Source organism: Bacteroides ilei (assembly GCF_900128495.1).
GTDB classification, from domain to species: domain Bacteria; phylum Bacteroidota; class Bacteroidia; order Bacteroidales; family Bacteroidaceae; genus Phocaeicola; species Phocaeicola ilei.
The window spans coordinates 1318707-1337962 of record NZ_LT635801.1 but is presented as its reverse complement, the minus strand read 5'-3'; the positions used below and the strand labels follow the sequence as shown (position 1 = coordinate 1337962).

19 protein-coding genes are annotated in these 19256 nt (G+C 52.2%); 1 reads left to right on the top strand and 18 read right to left on the bottom strand.

Annotated features, from left to right (window positions below):
- The first annotated feature begins 57 nt into the window (after positions 1-57).
- A complete protein-coding gene (locus BQ7489_RS05735) occupies positions 58-1710 on the top strand; it encodes an ATP-binding protein (RefSeq protein ID WP_004294439.1) in 1653 nt (550 codons plus the stop codon).
- 185 nt (positions 1711-1895) lie between these two features.
- Here the strand turns inward: BQ7489_RS05735 and BQ7489_RS05730 are convergent, their stop codons facing one another.
- The 18 genes from BQ7489_RS05730 to BQ7489_RS05645 form a co-directional block, all read right to left on the bottom strand.
- Positions 1896-4082, bottom strand: a complete 2187-nt coding sequence (locus tag BQ7489_RS05730) for a type IV secretory system conjugative DNA transfer family protein (protein ID WP_004294440.1) — start codon at positions 4080-4082, stop codon at positions 1896-1898.
- A 7-nt stretch (positions 4083-4089) separates the two neighbouring features.
- Positions 4090-4578, bottom strand: coding sequence for a hypothetical protein (locus BQ7489_RS05725; protein WP_004294441.1), 489 nt, complete (start codon positions 4576-4578; stop codon positions 4090-4092).
- 4 nt (positions 4579-4582) lie between these two features.
- Positions 4583-5203 carry an Lcl C-terminal domain-containing protein gene (locus BQ7489_RS05720; RefSeq protein WP_017140658.1) on the bottom strand — a complete coding sequence of 207 codons (621 nt, stop codon included), beginning with the start codon at positions 5201-5203 and terminating at the stop codon, positions 4583-4585.
- A 58-nt stretch (positions 5204-5261) separates the two neighbouring features.
- The gene (locus BQ7489_RS05715) at positions 5262-5774 is read right to left on the bottom strand and encodes a hypothetical protein (RefSeq protein ID WP_004294443.1); all 513 of its coding nucleotides are present in this window, start codon (positions 5772-5774) and stop codon (positions 5262-5264) included.
- Complete coding sequence (gene traN, locus BQ7489_RS05710) at positions 5771-6622, bottom strand: conjugative transposon protein TraN (RefSeq protein WP_004294444.1); 852 nt, start codon at positions 6620-6622, stop codon at positions 5771-5773. The genes BQ7489_RS05715 and traN overlap by 4 nt, the downstream gene beginning before the upstream one ends.
- Positions 6601-7443 carry a DNA-methyltransferase gene (locus tag BQ7489_RS05705; protein ID WP_004294445.1) on the bottom strand — a complete coding sequence of 281 codons (843 nt, stop codon included), beginning with the start codon at positions 7441-7443 and terminating at the stop codon, positions 6601-6603. Before BQ7489_RS05705 ends, traN begins: the two co-directional genes overlap by 22 nt.
- Entirely contained in the window at positions 7440-7793 is a 354-nt protein-coding gene (locus BQ7489_RS05700; RefSeq protein WP_004294446.1) for a hypothetical protein, read from the bottom strand. Before BQ7489_RS05700 ends, BQ7489_RS05705 begins: the two co-directional genes overlap by 4 nt.
- A gap of 13 nt (positions 7794-7806) precedes the next feature.
- Complete coding sequence (gene traM, locus BQ7489_RS05695) at positions 7807-8958, bottom strand: conjugative transposon protein TraM (RefSeq protein ID WP_072530311.1); 1152 nt, start codon at positions 8956-8958, stop codon at positions 7807-7809.
- A 72-nt stretch (positions 8959-9030) separates the two neighbouring features.
- Positions 9031-9414: a hypothetical protein gene (locus tag BQ7489_RS05690; protein ID WP_004294448.1), complete on the bottom strand. Its 384-nt coding sequence runs from the start codon at positions 9412-9414 to the stop codon at positions 9031-9033.
- Positions 9415-9427: 13 nt separating this feature from the next.
- Positions 9428-10042, bottom strand: coding sequence for a conjugative transposon protein TraK (gene traK, locus BQ7489_RS05685; RefSeq protein ID WP_004294450.1), 615 nt, complete (start codon positions 10040-10042; stop codon positions 9428-9430).
- Between the two features lie 27 nt (positions 10043-10069).
- A complete protein-coding gene (locus BQ7489_RS05680) occupies positions 10070-11203 on the bottom strand; it encodes a hypothetical protein (RefSeq protein WP_007219889.1) in 1134 nt (377 codons plus the stop codon).
- Between the two features lie 13 nt (positions 11204-11216).
- Positions 11217-11984, bottom strand: coding sequence for a DUF5045 domain-containing protein (locus BQ7489_RS05675; RefSeq protein ID WP_004294454.1), 768 nt, complete (start codon positions 11982-11984; stop codon positions 11217-11219).
- A gap of 19 nt (positions 11985-12003) precedes the next feature.
- Positions 12004-12726, bottom strand: coding sequence for a hypothetical protein (locus BQ7489_RS05670; protein ID WP_004294455.1), 723 nt, complete (start codon positions 12724-12726; stop codon positions 12004-12006).
- Positions 12723-15278: a hypothetical protein gene (locus BQ7489_RS05665; protein ID WP_029429258.1), complete on the bottom strand. Its 2556-nt coding sequence runs from the start codon at positions 15276-15278 to the stop codon at positions 12723-12725. Before BQ7489_RS05665 ends, BQ7489_RS05670 begins: the two co-directional genes overlap by 4 nt.
- Positions 15279-15312: 34 nt before the next feature.
- Positions 15313-15720 (bottom strand): DNA-directed RNA polymerase subunit alpha C-terminal domain-containing protein, encoded by a 408-nt coding sequence (locus BQ7489_RS05660; protein ID WP_004294457.1) that lies wholly within the window; start codon positions 15718-15720, stop codon positions 15313-15315.
- 23 nt (positions 15721-15743) lie between these two features.
- Positions 15744-18449: a TraG/VirB4 family ATPase gene (locus tag BQ7489_RS05655; RefSeq protein WP_017140657.1), complete on the bottom strand. Its 2706-nt coding sequence runs from the start codon at positions 18447-18449 to the stop codon at positions 15744-15746.
- Between the two features lie 105 nt (positions 18450-18554).
- Positions 18555-18851 (bottom strand): DUF4133 domain-containing protein, encoded by a 297-nt coding sequence (locus BQ7489_RS05650; protein ID WP_004294460.1) that lies wholly within the window; start codon positions 18849-18851, stop codon positions 18555-18557.
- Between the two features lie 12 nt (positions 18852-18863).
- Positions 18864-19229: a DUF4134 domain-containing protein gene (locus BQ7489_RS05645; protein WP_004294461.1), complete on the bottom strand. Its 366-nt coding sequence runs from the start codon at positions 19227-19229 to the stop codon at positions 18864-18866.
- Between the last annotated feature and the right edge of the window lie 27 nt (positions 19230-19256).

Here is a 19256-nt window from a genome sequence, read left to right as displayed (position 1 = left end):
CTGTATCTCCCACATTTTTTATACCTTTGCACTCTATTTTATACCGAAATTACATTTATGGAAATGATGATTGAGGATTTGAAACAACTACGCGAAAGCGAAGACCATATAGAATTTAAGGAAGCAAAGCGGAATTACCCGTTTGCAGGTGGAAAGCATGTTGATCCGAAAGAAAGGCGGCGGTGTGTGTTGGGGTATATTGTCGCTTTGGCGAATGAAAAAGGCGGGCGGCTGGTATTGGGTATGGCGGATAAAATGCCTCATACGGTTGTCGGCTCGGATTTTGCCCAAGACAAAGTGGGAGAACTCACGGATGAAATTTACGAAAGGTTGGGAATAAGGATAGAAGCGACCGAGCTTTACGAGGACGGTAAGCGTGTGCTTGTCCTCTCCGTACCCTCCCGGCCGATAGGCAGACTATTGAGGTTTGAGGGCGTACCTCTCATGCGTACCGGAGAAAGCCTGCGTGAAATGTCCGATGCCGAAATATTCAGGATATTGTCGGAACAGGAACCGGATTTCTCGGCCAAGATATGCGAGGGGCTTACCATAGGGGATCTGGATAAGGAAGCCATTGCGGAAATGAAGAGCCAGTATGCCCGTAAACAGGAAAATCCACTTTTCCGGACTTACCCCGACGAACAGGTGTTGTCGGATTTGGATTTGTTGAAAGACGGAAAGTTGAACTATGCGGCGCTTATCCTGCTCGGAAAGCCCGAAGCCATACGGAAATACCTGCCGCAGAACAACATTGTCGTGGAGTTCAGGATGTATCACTCGATGATACAATACACCGCACGCAAGGAATTTCAGCTGCCACTGTTTATAGCCATTGACAAGGTTTGGGATTACATTAACCAACCGGCAAGCAATCCGCTTCTGCATTACAATGACGGCCCATATATATTTGACATACCTTCATTCAACAAGGAGGCTATCAGGGAAGCAATCTTGAATGCCTGCTGCCACCGTTCGATGTTGATTCAGAGCGATGTGGTCATCAAGCAATATCCCGACAGCATAACCATTACCAATGCCGGTGGTTTCCCTTCAGGTGTGGATATAAATAACATCTTGACGGTAAACAGCGTTCCGCGTAGTAAACTGATGAGTGAGATATTGCAGAAGACAGGATTGGTGGAGCGTTCCGGCCAAGGGGTTGACAAGATGTTCTACAACTGTATCATGGAGGGAAAGGCACTGCCGGATTATTCGGGAACAGACCCCTATCAGGTAAGTCTCACGTTCAAGGCTCCCGTACTGGATAAGGATTTTGTCGTTTTCATCAGGAACGAGCAGAGCAAAAGGACACCTGCTGAACAACTGAATGTCTTTGAATTGCTGACTTTGTATAAAATCGCAATGAGGGATTACGAGGGACTTGAAGGGAATATCTTGAGAAAATTATCTGAAGAAGGTCTTGTAATAGACGAAAATGGAGCTTACCGCTTGTCGGAAGAGTACCGGAATGAAGCGGCTGAAAAACTGAAAGGATTGAATATGAACCATCTTAAGTCGGTATCGGATTGTTTCCGTAAAAATGGTTTTATCAACCGGGCTGCCCTCAAGGAAATATTCGCAGATATATTGTCCGAAAAACAGGTTCGGGCATTTATCTCCAAAATGGAAGATGCTGGTATTATACAAAAAGAGGGGGCTGGTAAATATACCCGTTATATAAAAACACCTGATTTCCCTTCTTTCGTGTAGGGCCGCAAGAAACCGATTTTGGGCCGCAAGATTATAACACATTGTTTATCAATGATTTTTTTAGGGACCGCAAGAAGCTGGTTTTGGACCACAGGATTTTCTACAATAGATAGGGAGCAAGAAACGCCTGCAATGGACACGAAATCATTGCAGGCGTTTTTTTTACTTTCCCTCATATCGGAATCCTATTTAGCCCCTCGTTTGTTCAGAACGTCCTTTATCATTTCTTTTACCTCCATTCCCACATTCACGAAATTCCGGTAAAGAATGCGTTCCCGTTCCTCCCTCGACTTGAACGTGTAGAACTTTGGTAACGGTACATACGCCGCTTCCTCCTTCTTGATTTCCTTCATGTCGAAATCCGTCTTGCAGAAGAACTTCGAGGTTTTGAACTCTTCCGCTTCCTGCACGTTCATCGAGCCGCCCATACCGGTTTTCGTCTTGATGAAATCTCGTGCTGTCTGTCCGCATATCCAGCCTGTCGGCATATCCGAGATTTTCGAAGCGGGCACGAGACTGTCCATATTCTCGTTCAGGTTGAAAGAGGTTTTGTCCCGGTCTATCGTAACGCCTTTCTTGATTTGCACCACCTTGCCGAAAATGTCGCCGGACAACCATTCCAGTGTCTCCTTGGCACGGGCTGAACCGCTCACCACATTGCCCACCGTCGTGATGATTTTTTGCATACCTACCTTTCCGTAATCCGCTTCAAGCTGCGGCAGCTCTTGGAAGCCGAGCGTCACGCTTACCTTGTTGCTTCGTGCCGTACCGATCAGGCGGTCTATCTTGTGGAAATACAGTGTCGGCAGCTCATCGACGATGATGCTCACGGGAATGTTCTTGCCCTGCCCAGTATTTACGCGGGTAACGAGACGGTTCAATATCAAGGCGTTCAAAGCGCCGATAATGCTTTCCATTTCCGGGTCATTCGCTATCAACAGGTAGCTCGGATGTTTCGGGTCGCTCACTTTCAGGTCGAAGTCGTCCCCGTCACGATGGAATATCCAGTAGCTCTCTTTGGTCGCCAAGCGCGAGGTATAGACACGTAACGTGCCTATCATACCCTCCAGCTGCTCCATTGCCTTGTTCTTGAAAGCCGTCTGGAACGGGCCGAGTAATGGTGCTACCTCGTTATCCGTTTCCAGTACCTCGAAGATGGTCTGGTAGCTCTCGTTTAGGAACGAAAGGATGTGCGGCATGTCCGAATACTTGCCTAACCAGTAGGCCGGATTCACGATCTCTCCGCCCTCTTTGTCCCGCACCACGCCTGTCGGTTTCCAGAACTTCGTTTCGGGGTCTTGCCGTTTCTCGGCGTACAACTTGTTCCCTTTGGCATCGTAAGGTTCGCGTTCATAGTTCACGAAAAAATAGATACAGGCAGCGAGGAAGTTCACAGCCGATGTCTGGAAGAATTGGTCGCTGCCGCCGCCTCCCTCTTTCTTGCCCTTTTGCAGGCTCTCCAACAGCGTCTCTGCCGTTTCGCTCGCCGCGGCGAGGTTGTTGATGTACTTCGCTTGGATAGGGTTTACTCGGCGACTGTATTCCACGTCCACGAAGTTAATCATGTTGAACTTGCACCCTTTAGGCACTTTGCCGAGCTTCTGATTCTTCTTGTAGTGGTAATAAAGTTTCGTGGCCAGCGTCGGGAACTTGTAGTCATAGACCACCATTGCGAATCCCTTGGCCGAATGTTGTCGGATAAACGGCTCGATAATGCTGAATGTCTTACCCGATCCCGGTGTTCCGACGACCCATGTTCCACGGAAACAGTTGGTTATATTGGTCCAGCCTTTGCGGAATTTGCCTTTGTAATAGTACCGCATGGGAATGTTCACGCTGTACGGGGTCTCTATCAGTTCCTCGCACTGCTCGAAGCTCTCGTTCTCGAAATTGAAACGGTCTTTCATCAGACCGTCCTTGGTGAACTTTGGTATGTTGTCCAGTGCAATGTGTACCAGTATCACACCCGCAAGGGAAGTCGCCATATAGAAAATGATGTTCAGCGGCAGGGTGTATAGTCGTATTTCCATCGGGTGGTTGAACAGCCATACCGACAGGGCGAGCAGCGACAGACCGCCTACAAGCGGGTACACGACCTGAGTGCGTGCATTGCACTCTAAATGCTTGTTATTCCGTGTTCCGAGACAGGTGATGCAGATAAGCAGTATCGTGGCTAACTTGCTGTACACGAGATTCCCGTCGTTGTATATCATCCATTGCTTAATACGTCCGTGAATATTGCAAAGGATGCCGTCCCAGTGGTCCAAGGTCGCCGGGTCGATGGCATATTCGAAGAACTCCATGAGGACGGAAACATACACCACCGCACGGAATATCTGGTAAAATCCCTGTAATTCCTTGCTCTCTTCCATTGCTATGTCAATTCTTTTTAATGCCCCAGAGGACATGGATATGAGGCCATTGTATACGGTTATCAGCAGTAAGCTGGCAGACATGGGAAACTGCATATAGAGGTTTAAGCCTTAAAGCGTCATATATTGCAGAAGCCCGTACTTCCGCTGTAAACTTCTCAAGGAAAATCCGGACAGCATCGTCAGAGCCACAAGTCATGAAATCAATGAAACCTTCAATCAATTCTTTATTGACATAGTAGAGCTGCCCTTGGAAAATATCATGGTAATGGCTGATACGACCGTTCCATTCCGTCCGGATTTCTTCCCTGCGGTTCTTTGCGGAAGGAAACCTCTCGTAGCAGTCTATTCCATCATCGAGGAATATGTAATTACCGGAAACGTCCTCTTGCTTAGGACATTTGCATCTCAACAGATACCCGAAAAATCCTTTGTCCGGATGTACTATATCCACATATTGTGGTGCATTGAAATCTTTAATTCCGTTCATAATCATAAATTCAGTTGTTGATGGTTATAATGGGACGCACTTTATGCGCCTGCGTCTTGGGCGTTTCCTGCATGGCTCCGCTGGCTGTCGAGTAGAGCCATGCTTTGACCGTCTGCTGTCCTTCCACCTCCGTCGATGTCCAGTACCAGCACTCGTTGGCCTCAGTCGGAAGCGGGTCTCCGCCGCATTTCTCGATGACCGGATTGATGATGCCACGTGCCGCGTACAGCAGACGCATCTGCGCCACTGAGGGCACATAGGCGCTCTGCCCGTATTTCCACAGGGCAAAAACGGATTCGGCCATCGGAGAAGTCGTTTCGTCCGTCCCGTGCAGTGCATTCGTGTTCGCATTCCCGTCGTATGCCGTGATGTCTGCCGACGTACCCTGCTCGACGCCGAGGCTGTCGGCGAAAGCCTTCGGTGCCATGTCCCACAGATAAACGGCATACCCGTTGCCTTCCGTTTCTCCGTCGGAATAGGTATGGAAGACGACGGCAATCGCCTGTTTCCCGGAATTTTCGTACTCGCTGTACGGCACGGCCTTGCCGTCCACACAGAGGACGTGCCCGGGACGTACTGCCGTGTCGGGTACTTCGATATGTGCGTCACAGGCGGCCAACACCCCGGACATAAAGACAGCCTGCAAAATCGGGCAAGCCTTTCTGATAATGTTCTGTTTCATATTTCCCTTATTTTATAGGTAGTTTAATACCAAGGGCGACCCCTGTACGCAGCACATCGGCCCCCTTTATCATCACGTCTCCCTTGACTTGCCAGTATAGCGTCCAGCCCGCCCGCAACACATAGTTGTGCTCGTAGCCGAAATGCAGCCCGACAAGGAACTTCCTCGTATCGCTTCCGCCCGAAGCCCCGATACGGAGGCTTCCGTAATGGTTGCGTCCCTTCGTGACGCAGGGTTTGTAAGCCACGCCGAAGCCGTAGGTACGGTAATTCTGCCAGAAAGATTTCGGGCATACATGCTTGCAGGATTCGCACTCTGCCCATTGCAGGTAGCCGTTGGCAAAGAACTCCCACGCATGGCGGTAGTTCATCTCGTGTTCGTAGGCCAGCGTCACGTCCAGCCCGTTCTTGTACAGCAGCCCCGCACTGAGCGAAAGGCGGCCGCTGCCCCGTTGTGCATTCGCACCGACGGCGAGGCACATGCAGGCAATCGTCAGGATAATCGTCTTTCTCATTGTCATTCCTCCTCCAGCAATGCCGTGCTGAACGAATCGGCCGACAGCACGTCCTCATAGTCGATATTCAGGCTGATGGCACGCCCGCTGATTTGTTTCTCCGTCATCTCGATGGTCAGTACCTTGTCGTTCGGGAACGTCATTTTCTTAACCACGACCACATTCCGGTAGCCGTGCCGGAACGTCTTGCCTGCCTCCAGCACCAGTTCCGGGACCAGTTCGATGACTTGCGCATTAGTCGCTTTGGTCAGTTTCTTGTCCGCCAGCTTCACCCGTATCTCGTCAATGTCGAAACGTATGTTCGTCCGGTTCTCTATCGAGAAGTCGATGAAGAAATACTCTCCCACGGCGTAGATGTTGTTCAACCGCATGGTCATGCGGTGTGCCTTGGTGGCGACGTTGCGGATCTTCGCGGGCGAGTTCCAGATACGCCGGGCGAAGCGTGTCATCTCCACGGTGGACATCGAGACCGCCGGGTTGTGGTAGGCGTTTCGTTCCTGCAACTGGATTTCCTTGTCTGTTACCGCCTCCCGCACCCGTGTGGTGTAGAGCAGTGCATACTGTGTGCGGTAGCGTTCCGTTACGATGGTCACTATGGCCAGCACCTCGCCGTCCTCGTGTCCGCCCTCTTTCGGTTTCAGGCGGACGATGTTATCTATCGGTTGGTCGCCGACAACCTTATCGGTGGAGATGTCCACGAAGCGTACCGGTTCCGAGGCCGTGATGACCGTTGTTACCTGTTCATTTACCGTAAGTTGTTCCATCTCCTCGTAGGTTCGTTGTGCCTGTACATTCGGCATTCCCAGTAGCCCTGCCGCCAGAAGAAATGCCGTTACGATTCCTTTTTTGTCCATGTCATTGATTTATTGATTTGTTTTTCTTCCCTTATCTCTTTTTCCTCTTGTGCCTTGTTCCTGCATTCCAGTTCCTCCTGAATCCGCCGCTCGGTAATCTCGCAGTACGCCTGTTCGATTTCAAATCCGATGTAGTGCCGTCCCGTGCGGATAGCGGCCACGGCGGTTGTGCCTGACCCGATACAGTTGTCCAGTACAACATCGCCTTCGTCGGTGTAGGTCCGTATCAGGTACTCCATCAACGCCACGGGCTTTTGTGTCGGGTGGTAGAACGCACCTTTCTTGTGTTCCTTCGGCATGAAGATGACCGAGGTCGGATATTTGTCATCGGCTATGCGTACCGGTGAGAGTTTCATCGTTCCGTAACAACGGTTGGTAAATCCCTCCGTTTTACGCCTCCCGTGATTTCTCCGTTCCGAAGGACACGGTGTCATCTGCGGATGATAGACCGGCTGTTTTTTATAGAATACCAGAATATCCTCGTGCTGCCGGAGCGGCATACGTTTGGCATTGAGATGTCCCGTCACCCGATCTTTCTGCCACACGAGGTTGTACCGCCATAGCCGGGGTTGCGACAGCATGAGCCATGCGGAGAAAAGCCCCTGCCCGAACAGGATAATGGGGCTGTCCGGCTTGGTAATCCGCCGGTATTGCTCCCACAAGGCTGTTAACGGTATCTGGCGGTCCCAGTTCGCCGACGGATTGCTGCGATTTAACACCCCGTAAGGTAGGTCGGCGATTATGGCGTCCACGCTACCATCCGCTATCTGTTTCATGCCCTCCATGCAGTCCATAAGGTAAATGCGATCCGTCTCTATCATATTGCGTCTGTTTTCGGTTCTACAATTTGCCGGGCGCTCATCCAGGTACAGCGTTCCGTCCGGGTTTTCCGGATTTCACACTCCCAGAGGGTATTCTTCTCCACATGTTTGAAATTGACCGCACCGTCTCTCGGCCCGTAAAAACCGGTATGCTTTTGGAAGGCGAATAAGGCAATCCTCCGCCCGTCTTCTGCCTGAAAGTTGCATATCAGGGCGAATCGTACCCCTTTGTGCCACCATTCGGTACTTACGAGCTTCCCGACGAATGTTTCGGGCTTATCGGGAGCGATGTAGTCCTCGTAATAGAAGCCGTCCGTTCCCTTATGAAGTTTTGATATATCTGATTCCATTGTCACTGCCCTTTTAGTTCCTGTTTTCCCGTCCGTTCACCAGATACACAAACGTCCCGTATTTCAGCTTCACCTTGTTTTTCTTGATAGCCTTGCTGATGGCATTACTCGTTTTCTGGTAGGCATTGTTCACCGCCTGCATACCCCATTGGGCGAGGCTGTTACCGTATCCGCTGGTATTCATGTTCATGCTGCCCGACATGGCACTGCTCGCCACGTCCTTGCTTGTCTCGCGGAACTGGCTGATGGGTACGTAAAGTCCTTCCAGCCCGTCCGTATCGTAGATTGACAAGCTGACCTTGACCAGTTCATCCTCCACCAATATGCTGTTGATGCTTCCTTTTACACGTCCGGAAGAGAAACCGCTCACTGTGGCATACAGGTAAGTACCACGCCTGACCACGCTCTCGTTGATTTCGATGTCGTCCAGCAGGCGCAGCCGCACACGCGAGCCGTCCACGGCCTTGATGTTCTCGTCGATGATCGCCTTGATGAGTTTCGGTTCCCGAGCGTCTTTCGCCAGTGTGTTGAAGTAGTCCGAAGTCGTCTTTACCTTCTTCACCACCTCGCTTGCCTTGTCCGTCTCCGCAGGAGCTTTGACCGAACGGCTTTCCTCGTCGATGGTTCCCTTGGCCTGCGTCATCGTGTCTGGCGGAGCCGCCGTTGCGGTGCTGTCCGTTTCGGACGGCATGACCTCCCGTTGTCCTCTCAACCTCGTTTCGGCGAGTGCTTTTTCCAGTTCTGCGAGAGCTTCCTGCTCCCGCCTCTTGGCATCGGCCGCTTCCGCTGCCAGATCTTTCTCCTTTTCCTGCCGGTCAAGCAGGGCGATGTCCTCTTCGGTGTACTGCGATTCATATTCCTCTTGGTTATTGTCCGGTTCGTCCCGCTCGATGTTGTCCACAGCGGAATAATCTTGTATCTTGCCCCATGATTTGGCCATGTTCTCATACTTGCTGCCGATACCGTCGCCGCCCTTGATTTGGGCGTCTGGCAATTCGGGATTCAGGAACTCGGTCGTCTGGAGTGTCTTGTCCTGTACCTCGGCCTTCTCGGTATGGAACAGGTCGAAAATGAAGTACGACGTGCCGAGAAGGGGGATATAGAGGATAGCCGGAAGCACATACTTCGGCTGCCTGAAATTGATTCTCTTGAAGATATTGTTCATTGTTTCCCTTTAATTGAGTTGCACATACTTGCTTATAGTTCTCTCAAACGGCATATTCATAAGCCTGCCGTTCTATTCCGGCCTTTCCGTACCGCTTTCCTTCGTATCGAATCTTCGTACATGCGGTACGGAAAGCATCTTATGCCGTTCCCGGAGCACGGAATCCTGCATTTCCGTGGCCGTTCGGCGGACTGGATGATGGCGGTACACCACCGTCAGGCGGTAAATATTCCATGTCAGCCCGCAGATGGCGAAGCCGAATACGATGACGAGAAACAGCGTCCGGTGGGCGTTGGCGAAACCCTGTACTTTGGCCACTGCCTTGTCGATACGTGTCGCTTTGGCGAAGCGTCGCCCGGCATCCACGTCGCGTTCGTAGCGCTCCTTGTATTTCGGGTCGTTCTTGTCCGGCATCTTCTCGCCGAACAGCATACGTCTGAATCCTTTGATATTCATAGGACTGGTAGAGTTAATAGTTGCTTTTTGTCTTTTGCTCGATGTCCTTGTTCAGCAGTGTGCGCCAGTTCACAATGAGCAGCCCGTGCGGGTTGTTCTCCGTCCGGGGTACACGCTTGAGCTGTCCCGCCGTAACCAGTTCGCGCATCAGGATATTGCTGCGCCGTTCGATACGCTGCCGCCCGTAGTAAGTGAACTCCATCTTCTCCTTGTTGAAGGTGATACTGTCGCAGAAAATCGAAAAGACGGCACTCGTTCCCAAGATGTTGGAATAGAAACCTTTCTCCTTGAGCGTATTGTACTGTGCCAAGCCCGTTTCGTCCACTAAGTACATCGCTTTCTCCATCGTGTAGCGGATGTACTTGTCGTCGGGAGCAAGGGTAAAGAAGTAGTGGTGGAACATTTCGACATGGCTCTTGGCTTCCACGTCGAGCGTTTCCTCCATTGTCGTGCGGCGTACCAGTATGGGCACGTTGCCGTCCAGCACATATACTTTCTTTTGAGCGTCCGTAACCATCGTGCGGGCCGTCCAGATACTCGACACGCTGATGATGACGCAGCCCACAAGAAAGGCGGTACAAATAATTCCGACCAGTTTGATTTTGTTCTCTAAATTCTTGATGACCATTTTGTTTGAATATTTATCGTTACTTTGTTATCTCATTACCGTACCCATTGCGCCTGTTGCCGTCATTTTGGCCTGCTGTGCCACGCCCTCGCCGAAGTTTCGGGTTGAGAACGCCGTGTCACCCTCCGGTATCATCCATGCCGCAAGGTCGGGGACGAGGTTCAGGCATTTTAGGGCCACGATGCTTGCCGCCATCAGATAGCCCGCCGAGAAGAAGGAGTTTTGCAGGTAAGCCGCCATCGTCTGCTCGCTTGCCGTTATCGCCGTTAGGTTCTCTACCTGTATGCAAAGTACGATGTCGAACAGCAGCAGCACGTAGAAGCCCACGAAGTAGAGCATCGCCCCATAGAAATGTACCGTCAGATACCTCGTGAGCCACTTCGCCCACGCACCTTCCCATTTGGGCAGGAGCGAGAACGCCCACTGGATAGGTCCGAAAATGGTGAGCATTCCCAAAAGAATTTGCTGGCAGTAAATCGTGGCCCACCAACCTATTCTGAATACCACAAGGGCTATCAGCATGATGATTTTGTCTATTCCCACGATGACCCCCGAAGTCAGCGACGTGAACCACAGCTTCGCTGCATCCTTCTCCATGTTAGTAACCTCGTCCACGCCAGTTTGTTCCATCGTCGCCTCAATGAGGTTTGGGTCCGACGTACCCGTATGGGCGACATCGGCCTGCGCCTGAAGGGCGGTGTACATCGTGTCGCGCACGTAAATCAATTCCTGCACTTCCTCGAACTTATCCGAGATTTGCGAGGCTTCGGCCTCATAGAGGTCGTGTGTGTACGAACCGATACAGTTCGGAATATAGGAGAGGAAGTCCAGAAAGCACCAGTTGCTCCCGCTGCCAGCCATGCCCGTATCTGCTGGAGGATACCACCAGCAGAGAATGAGCGACACGGCCAACGGCTTGAAAAGTTTCATCACGTCCAGCGGCTCGTGCTTGACCATCATCTTGTACGCCATACCTGCCGCCATGATGATGGCGAAGAGTGCGGCCAGCGCCATGCACATCTGCAATATCCACCAGAACGGTCCTTGTGACCCCGTAAAGGTCGCATCGGTCAGGAACTCGTTGGTCTGAAAAATCACGTCGTCGATCTCCTCTTCCAAGAGGTCGATACCGAAATCTGAAAGTATGTTTCCGTCTGCCATAGGTTATATGCTTTTAGTTCCCTCTGTTTACCGTCTCGTCTCCGTCTCCTGTATCCGTGCCACCGTCCGATTGTGACCCTCGCACTGTGAAACGCGATTCGTTCCACCGGCCCATTGCCTCTCGGACGATACCGCCTTTGTTCAGCCTCCGGTCGACAGTTGCGTTCAATAGCCCGTCCGTAACCGTAGCGTTCTGTCTTCGGGCAAGGAAACCGACCAGAATCTCGTTCTGTCGTACCACGTCCTCATAAATCCGCAGGTATTCCTTCTTCCGTTGCGCATTGGGCATATAGGCATCCTTGGTGGCGTTGATGGCGCACTGGTACACGTGGTAGTATTCCGTCCACCGTTCCTTGTCGTCCGTCGTGCCTCCGGCAAGGAGGATTCGGTCGATGTTACGCTGAAGCCGTTCCATTTGAGCGTTTATCTTATCGCCTTCGGCCAGCCACGCGAGGTCGATCTGCCGGTCGGCCACGTTCAGCGCCTCGATTTCGGCACGCTTGACCAGCGCTGAGTCGATGGCTTCCGCCTCGTCCGTCTGGTTGTACAGGTTCACACCCGCCAGCGTGCGGAACGACAGTTTGTTCTTACTCGCCGCCGACTTCTTGTATTTGTTGTGCAGCAGCGTGTAGTAGAGTTCGGGCGACAGAGCACCCGTGCCGGTTTCCATGACCGTAATCTGATTCTGTTTCGGCGAATCGTGGTTGTAAGTGACCGACTGCGCCTTGATGCCGCCAGTTGTGATTGTCACAACCGCCATGAGTAATAATGTTCGTTTCATTTTTCCCTTTCATCGTTCGTTAATAATCCAGCCGTCCCGCTTTGCGCCACCGTCCGAAAGCCCCGTCGATAATCTCCTTGACTTTGGGACGGTAAATCTTCTCTTTCCAATAGCCGATACGCACCTGTATGTACCGCCACGTCTCGATATATGCCCGGTTCAGATGTCGCTCGATGTCGTCCAGCGACGTGTTCACTGCCTCCAGCACCAGCAGTAGGTCGGAAGTAGAACAGGCCGCTGCTCCGGTGGCATACAATACAAGGTCGCTTACCGACTTGTAGAGCTGCTCCCCGTCATCGGCGATGTCCCGTATCGCTTTCTCGTTGATAGCCAGTATCACCACGTCGCCGGGGTCGATGCGTCCCCGTTTCACGATTCTCTCGTTGAAATCTTCCAGCAGTCTCTTGTAATCGCCGATACGGTCGCTGACCGCCGTATAAGTGCTTTTCACGTTCAGTACCGTCCGCAAGGACTGGTACATCACGTCGATGACGTCGAAGGCGCGGGTATAGCGGTCCAAGTCCACATTCAGTTCCTTGTACTCGCCGATCTCCTCGCGGCTGTATTCGTGCAGCAGCTTGTTGCTGTATTCCAGCGTACTGCGGGCCAGCAGCAGACTGCGCTGTTTTTTGTGGTCGTTGATGTAAGCTTCTACCGACACGATGTCGAAGGTCCATTGCGCCTTGGCGATGCCGGGCAGGAGAGCCAGCAGCACGACTGTCATCAGCAGGGCACGTTTCATGGCCGCACCTCCTTTCCGCTGTCTTTGCCGTTCCTGCCGTTTCCGTTCCGCAGGTTTCGCGCATTCTCCACCCAACGTTCGTGGCATTCCTCCACGAGCGTCAGCCTGCGTCCCTCGTCCATGTCCAGTTCGGGCAGCACGTCCTTCAGCACGTCGATGATACTCCGCTTATAGTGCATCATCTTTTCCAGCGACACGAGGTCTGCATATATTTTTGTAATCCGGGAATCCACTTCCCGTGCGATTTCGAGCCGGTCGCTCGACCACAGCAGATGGTACACCTCTCCGGTCGGAGTCTCTTCCAATGGCGGGGTACGGGCGTATTCCGTCGTGATTTTGCACGAAGGATGCTCCCGTGCAATCTCCGCAATACGGTCGTTCACCAGTTTCGTTTTCTCCGCGTCCGACAGGTTCGGGTCGAGCGTCAGCACGTCGGCCACATACGTGTCGGTATATTCCGTGGTCAGTTCCCAACTGATCTGCACGATGGCACGGTGTATCTTGATACCGAGGAAATATTTCGGTTTGCGGGCTATCGAGACCGTTGCCTTGAACGTGATGACCCCGTTGATATTCGGCATGGTCGCCTTACGGACATAGGTGTAGCCGTTCCACGCCCCGCCGTCCTGCCACGACAGGCTGTAAGCCGTCTTGCAGTCCTGCATGATGGCCGGTATGCGGTAATAGTCGTCCGTTGCCACATCGTTATCGCCCGCCGCCTCGGTTTTTGCGTCGGTATATTCCTGCTGTTTCTTCTGCCATTCGGACAGCTCGCTTTTCAGGCGGTCTATCTGTGTTTTGTTCGCATTGTACTGCTGTCGGTACACCGCCGCATCTTCCACGCTCGCCTCGGCGATTTTTTTCAGCAGGTCGGCATTCTCATTCTCCAACGCATTGATTTGCGACTGAAGGACGGCCACTTGCTTCTCCGCCTCCTGCAGCATGGCGTCCAACTCGGATAAGTCCAATTCGTTCTCCGTAACCGTGGTCTGCATGGCACACTCCTTTGAATGGGCGTTCAGGGATTTGCCGCACTTCCGGCATTTGTACTGTGTCGTGCCCTGACCGAGCGTAGCCCCGTCCGAGCAGGTTACACTGATGGTCACGCTCTCGCAGCCCTGTAACTTTGCGGCATCCGTTGCCTGATAATAGTTCCGTGCGTCGGAAGCTATATAATAGGTATAACCCTCCTCGTTGTCGTTGAACTCCGAGAGACGGGCATTGAGTTGCGCCTTGAACGTGTTTAGGTCCATCGAATAAGAATCGAACACCTCCTCGTAAATGATTTCCTCCCGGTTCCAGCTTTTCTTCACATGGATTTCGTAGGCATAGGCTTTCTTCGTCTGTTTGCCGCCCCGGCTGATGATGTAACCGTTCTGCCAGTAGTTAATATTATAGGTATAGCCGTCGTTTTGGTTGTTGAGTTGCTGTACCCGGCTTCTCGACCATCCGGCATACCGTTCCGAATTGGCGAGTGCCTGCTCCCGTTGTGATGCATTGGGATAGAAGCCGGGATCGGTCGTCTCGAAACGCGTCCACTCTCCACCGTTCAGTATGCTGTTATCGTCCGTCGGCGGGTAGTAATCGCACAGGGCGATACTCCCTTGCTCGCGTCGGCCGATATACCACCGTTGCGTGTAGTAGTTTCCCGCTGTCTCGTCCAGATAATCCGTTATCCACGAGGTCAGGTCGTAGTTGCTGAAATCGAACAGTCCCGCTACGTTATCCTCTCCACCCACCATGTCGATCAGCAGACCGCCGAGGTCATGTTCCGCCTGCTCGAAGAGCGCACCGTAATGATCGTACAGGTCGATAATCTTGCTGATCCTGCCGCCCATCAGCTCATGGAACGAACTGGTCTGCAGCAGGGCGTCACCGATATTTCCGATACCAGCCGAGGCGAGACCGACACCCATGTTGTAGAGGTTGTCGATGTCGTGTTGCAGGTTCTCCTTGGTAAAGTTACCCGGCACGCTGGCGAGATCGTCCAACATATGCTGCCAGTCGATGTCGCCCACTTCCGAGAGTTTCAGCAGAGGGGCGATGTTTCGGTTGATTTCCAGAAACACGATGTCCGAAAAGCCCAGAGTGCTGTTCGTCACTACACTCTCGAACTGCATACACAGACTTTTCGTCTCGTCGCAGATTTTCATCAGGTAGCTGCCCCAGTAGATAGCCGTTTGCGGCGAGCGCAGCATCAGTTTCGCCACCACCCATATCTTCGGCATGATTTTCTCAGAGACCATGCGGTAAATGCGGCGGTAGTAGTAATTCTCCGTACTGCTGTTCCAGATGCCGAGGTCGGAAAAGGCTTTATGTTCCAAGAACTTGGACGCAAAAATCCCTGCCGTGGCCACTTCCGCCGCATTGTAGTGCTTGAGAATGTCATCGACCTGCTCCCGGTAATAGCTTTCCGCCACGGCTTCCGTACCGAAAGCGGTAGCCATTGCCGCCACGGTACGCGCATCGTAGTTCACGCTGTAATACTGTGCGTGGACCTGCTGCACGACGACGAGCGACAGGAGTATGAGGATAAGTGACAGCCGTTTCATCATGGATTCTTTCCCAGTTAAAAACAGACGCCCGTCAGCGCGTCATGCCTCTTAGTGCACGTATCAGTCCGTCGGCCTCATATACGGCGGATTCTGCCACCAGACGGTGATGTATGAATACCTCCTTGGCGATCTCGTACCTGCGTTGTTCCCATTTCGCCTCTTCTTCCTCGTCCTGTACGGAATTTTCTATGCCGGCGTATTCGTCCAGTTCCTTACCGAGCATCCCCAACCGGAGATTGTATCTTTCCAGAACCTCCTCTATTTCCTCAATGCTTTTTCTACCCATGTCGCGTACCCTTACCAAGTCCTTTCCGGGCCATTGGCATAAATCCCGGATGGTCTTGATGTCGAACTCACGGAATATCCGCTGGATACGGGCTTCATATTTGCTCCCGAACTCAAGTGTCTTTACACTTTGGCTGATGTCTATCTTTTCCATTTTTGTAATTGATAATTTGATTGTTATTGTTTTACATGAAGATTCAATACCCGTCCGGCCTCGTTGACCTTTTGGGCGAACGGCAGGGACTTCCCGATACCGCTGGCGTTCCAGTCGCGGCAGTACGCCTCGATAGCTTCCTGATGACTGCACCGTAATTCCCGTTTATAGAGTTTAAGAGCTTCTTTCTCCGCCCGCTCCGTGGTGTAGGTCATGTAACATTCTCTTGGTTCTTCTACGCCGTACACGCCGCTGGTCGTTCCCCGGCGGATGAACACCTCGCGGAAGAAACTGCGCCCTTCCTTGTTTTCCAGCCGGTTGATGGTGAATATCTTCTTGCAGTCCACGTCGGTAAGGCCGAGAATAGCCTTGATTTCATCGAACCGCTCGCGGAACTTGCTCTGGTCGAGCAGCATCACCACGTCCGAGTTGTTGATGATGGCCTCCTTGACAATAGGGCTGCCGATAATGTCCTGTATTTCCTGCGTCACCACACCGACCGAAGCCCAGAATTTACGGGCCGTCTTGTACATAAACTTGATGTATTCGGCCATGAGCGGGCTGGCAATAGCTTTCCACGCTTCCTCGATGACCAGTACCTTACGGTTCTTCTTGATACGCATCTTTTGCAGAAACACGTCCATGATAATCAGTGTGACAAGAGGGAACAGGAGAGGATCATCTTTTATACTGTCGATTTCGAAGACGATAAACGTCTCATCGAACAGTGAACTGTCCATGTTCTCATTCAGCGTCTTTTCATGATTGCCGCCCCGGTAGAAGTCCTTCATCATGTAACGGTATGTCGAGATGTCGATGCCCGAAATGTGGTTCTCGGCACAGATGTCGGGGATGCGCTGCACGGAAAACTCATAAAACGAGTTGAACGACAGCTCTTCCACTTTTAGCTCCTTACGGCGGCGTTCCATCTCGTCGATCATGCGCTCGATACGCCCGGCCCGCTCTCCTTCGTCTTCGCCCTGCTTCTCGGCATGGTTACGGTCGTCGATGAGCAGCCCCTTACGCAAATCCTCCCGTTGCAGGGGCGTGAAGCCGTCGAACCCATTGAAATAGGTGTCGTAATACTCCGTGATAACCTGTTCTATCAGGCGATCCTCCGTCTTTGTGACCGTACCCTGCGAGCCTTTCCAGATGAGCAGTACGAGGTTTTTCAGGAAGCCCGTTTTCTCCACATTCATTTCCGCCCGGTTGATGCGGAATGGGTTCATGGTAATCGGTCTTTCCTCGGTATAGGAAATGTACTTGCCGCCCAGATACTCGCAAAGCCCCTCGTAGCTGTTACCCGTATCGACCATCACCACGTCCGTTCCCTGCTCGTACAACTGGCGCACGACAGAGTTCATGTGGAAGCTCTTGCCGCTGCCTGAAGGCCCTAAACAAAAGAAATTCGAGTTGTCTGTCAGTTTGTTTTTTCCTTCCTTTCCCGTGATGTCTATAGCCACCGGCACGCCTTGGCGGTCCGTGTAGTAAATTTTCAGAGGTGTTTCTTCGCTGTGCTGTATGTGCTCCTTATACATCAGGCACACCGCCGCGTCACCCAGCGTCAGGAAGCGGTCATAGTCCTCGTTCATGCCGTAGCAGTTACCCGGAAACGAGTTCACGAACAGTTCCAGCTGATTGTACGCCCTCTTGGAGATATGGATACCCATACGCCCGAAAGCGTTCTCCAAATGGTTCGTGCATTTTTGCAGGTCCGTACCAGTCGGTACGGCGACAATCAGGTTGAAATGGGTGTACACAAGCTGCTTGCTTTCCCGCGCGATGACCTCCTGTACCCGCTTGATGTCCTCCACGGCCATCTGGTTGCTCGGATTGGGAATACTGGCGTGCCGGTTCTTCTTTTTGTCCAGCAGGGCCAGTTCCCTTTTCTGATTGGGCAGGAAGACAATCTGGTTGTAGATGACAGCCTCCGCACTCGGAATGCTGTCGATGGCAGCCAGCAGGTCCACGGGCATATCCGTGTTATTGACCTCTATATTGGTATAAGGTCGTATCAGTGAAGGCAGTGCGGCGCAGTCCACATCGACAAGACTATATACCTTGCAGCGTTTGTCGCCCATCGAGACCGTCTCGTCGTCTGCTTTGAAGTTGGTCATCGACACGATCCGGTCCTTGAAGTTCATGGCAAAGTAGCGGTCCACGTATTCGCTTGCCTCGGCTTTGTTCAGGAACTTGGCCTGCACCCCGGCATCGTGCAACTGGTCATGCACTTTGCGGATTTTGACCAGAAAATCGCGCCACTTCTTGTTGTCGAACGAGAACAGTCGGCTCTTCTTCGCCTCCTGTGTGATGGTCAGGTAACACACGCTGTCCGTGTAGTTGCGCCCCTTGAAGTAGCGGAAGTAGGCCGACGAGAGGAACTCGTGTTTGTCGCCCGTCTCGTTCTCGAACTGTTTCCTGACGAAGATGTCCTGTTTGTGCAGGGCATATCCTTCGCCGAGCGTTTGTGCGAGGGCGGTGAAAAGGTGCGTGAACTCATAGTAGCTGTCGATGTTCGCGCAGTATTTTTGCACGGGGTTCTCTATTTTCAGGATAGCGGAATATTCGCCCGTCTTGGTATAGAGCACACCCACGCCGTTCGTCTCCTCCACGGAAAAATAGATGTCCTGAAAGATACGCTTGCGCTTGCCTCCGGTACCGAACGCATAGACCGACAGGGCCATGCCGGCACACAAGGCGATAAAAAGTAGAATGATGTACAAAGTCATCTCAAAATACGATAAAAAGGCCGGGCCGCCCGGATTTCAGGCGGCCGGCCCGCGTTCAACATTCAACAAGACCACACGTTGCCCGTGATGGTTTTTCTTTTCTTCTCACAGCTTCTTCGAGTGGGCATAGATATACACCCCGCGCCCGTCTTTCTTGGTATGCAGCCCTTTCCGCTGTTTGAGCATGATAAAGGCGATACCCGCCGAGACGACCGCAACCAGCACGACCAGTCCGACCACGAACCCTGCGAGACAGTAGGCGATTATAAAACCGACGATGGCTCCGCCGGCAACACCCGCCGCCCAGTAGATGTAGCGTCCCTGAATCCCCATGAACTCCAAAGGCCGTTGCAGACCCTTGAACAACGGGTAATCGGGATAACGTTCGTCCTTGCCTTTCATCGTGCGGGAGGTTTATGCGCCGAGACCGAAGAACATCGGAAGTGCTTGTGCGGCAGCGATTAGGAAAATGCAGGCTCCCACGACCATCATGATCTTCTTCTTTACGTCCTGCTCCTCGTTGTTCATGGCGATATATACCGAGATAGCGCCCACGATAGCCACCACGCCTGCGATGGCGTAACACAGTTTGACCATGATGGGGACATACTTGGCAATTTCCTCCGTCACGGTCGCCAGTGCAGTCGTACCGGCGGAATAATCGCCTGCGGAGTTCTGGGCCATGACGGCTGTTGTGCCGCACAGCAACATCAGCGTGAGCATCTGCATCTTTTTCGTAGAAAACATTCTTTTCATTTGTCTTTTAGTTTTTTGAAACATGATTATTTATTTTTTAGGGTAAGTATT

Coding starts and splice junctions, on each gene's coding strand:
- BQ7489_RS05735 (WP_004294439.1), top strand. CDS start 58: ATGGAAATGATGATTGAGGATTTGAAACAACTACGCGAAAGCGAAGAC.
- BQ7489_RS05730 (WP_004294440.1), bottom strand. CDS start 4,082: ATGGAAGAGAGCAAGGAATTACAGGGATTTTACCAGATATTCCGTGCG.
- BQ7489_RS05725 (WP_004294441.1), bottom strand. CDS start 4,578: ATGATTATGAACGGAATTAAAGATTTCAATGCACCACAATATGTGGAT.
- BQ7489_RS05720 (WP_017140658.1), bottom strand. CDS start 5,203: ATGTCCGGGGTGTTGGCCGCCTGTGACGCACATATCGAAGTACCCGAC.
- BQ7489_RS05715 (WP_004294443.1), bottom strand. CDS start 5,774: ATGACAATGAGAAAGACGATTATCCTGACGATTGCCTGCATGTGCCTC.
- traN (WP_004294444.1), bottom strand. CDS start 6,622: ATGGACAAAAAAGGAATCGTAACGGCATTTCTTCTGGCGGCAGGGCTA.
- BQ7489_RS05705 (WP_004294445.1), bottom strand. CDS start 7,443: ATGATAGAGACGGATCGCATTTACCTTATGGACTGCATGGAGGGCATG.
- BQ7489_RS05700 (WP_004294446.1), bottom strand. CDS start 7,793: ATGGAATCAGATATATCAAAACTTCATAAGGGAACGGACGGCTTCTAT.
- traM (WP_072530311.1), bottom strand. CDS start 8,958: ATGAACAATATCTTCAAGAGAATCAATTTCAGGCAGCCGAAGTATGTG.
- BQ7489_RS05690 (WP_004294448.1), bottom strand. CDS start 9,414: ATGAATATCAAAGGATTCAGACGTATGCTGTTCGGCGAGAAGATGCCG.
- traK (WP_004294450.1), bottom strand. CDS start 10,042: ATGGTCATCAAGAATTTAGAGAACAAAATCAAACTGGTCGGAATTATT.
- BQ7489_RS05680 (WP_007219889.1), bottom strand. CDS start 11,203: ATGGCAGACGGAAACATACTTTCAGATTTCGGTATCGACCTCTTGGAA.
- BQ7489_RS05675 (WP_004294454.1), bottom strand. CDS start 11,984: ATGAAACGAACATTATTACTCATGGCGGTTGTGACAATCACAACTGGC.
- BQ7489_RS05670 (WP_004294455.1), bottom strand. CDS start 12,726: ATGAAACGTGCCCTGCTGATGACAGTCGTGCTGCTGGCTCTCCTGCCC.
- BQ7489_RS05665 (WP_029429258.1), bottom strand. CDS start 15,278: ATGAAACGGCTGTCACTTATCCTCATACTCCTGTCGCTCGTCGTCGTG.
- BQ7489_RS05660 (WP_004294457.1), bottom strand. CDS start 15,720: ATGGAAAAGATAGACATCAGCCAAAGTGTAAAGACACTTGAGTTCGGG.
- BQ7489_RS05655 (WP_017140657.1), bottom strand. CDS start 18,449: ATGACTTTGTACATCATTCTACTTTTTATCGCCTTGTGTGCCGGCATG.
- BQ7489_RS05650 (WP_004294460.1), bottom strand. CDS start 18,851: ATGAAAGGCAAGGACGAACGTTATCCCGATTACCCGTTGTTCAAGGGT.
- BQ7489_RS05645 (WP_004294461.1), bottom strand. CDS start 19,229: ATGTTTCAAAAAACTAAAAGACAAATGAAAAGAATGTTTTCTACGAAA.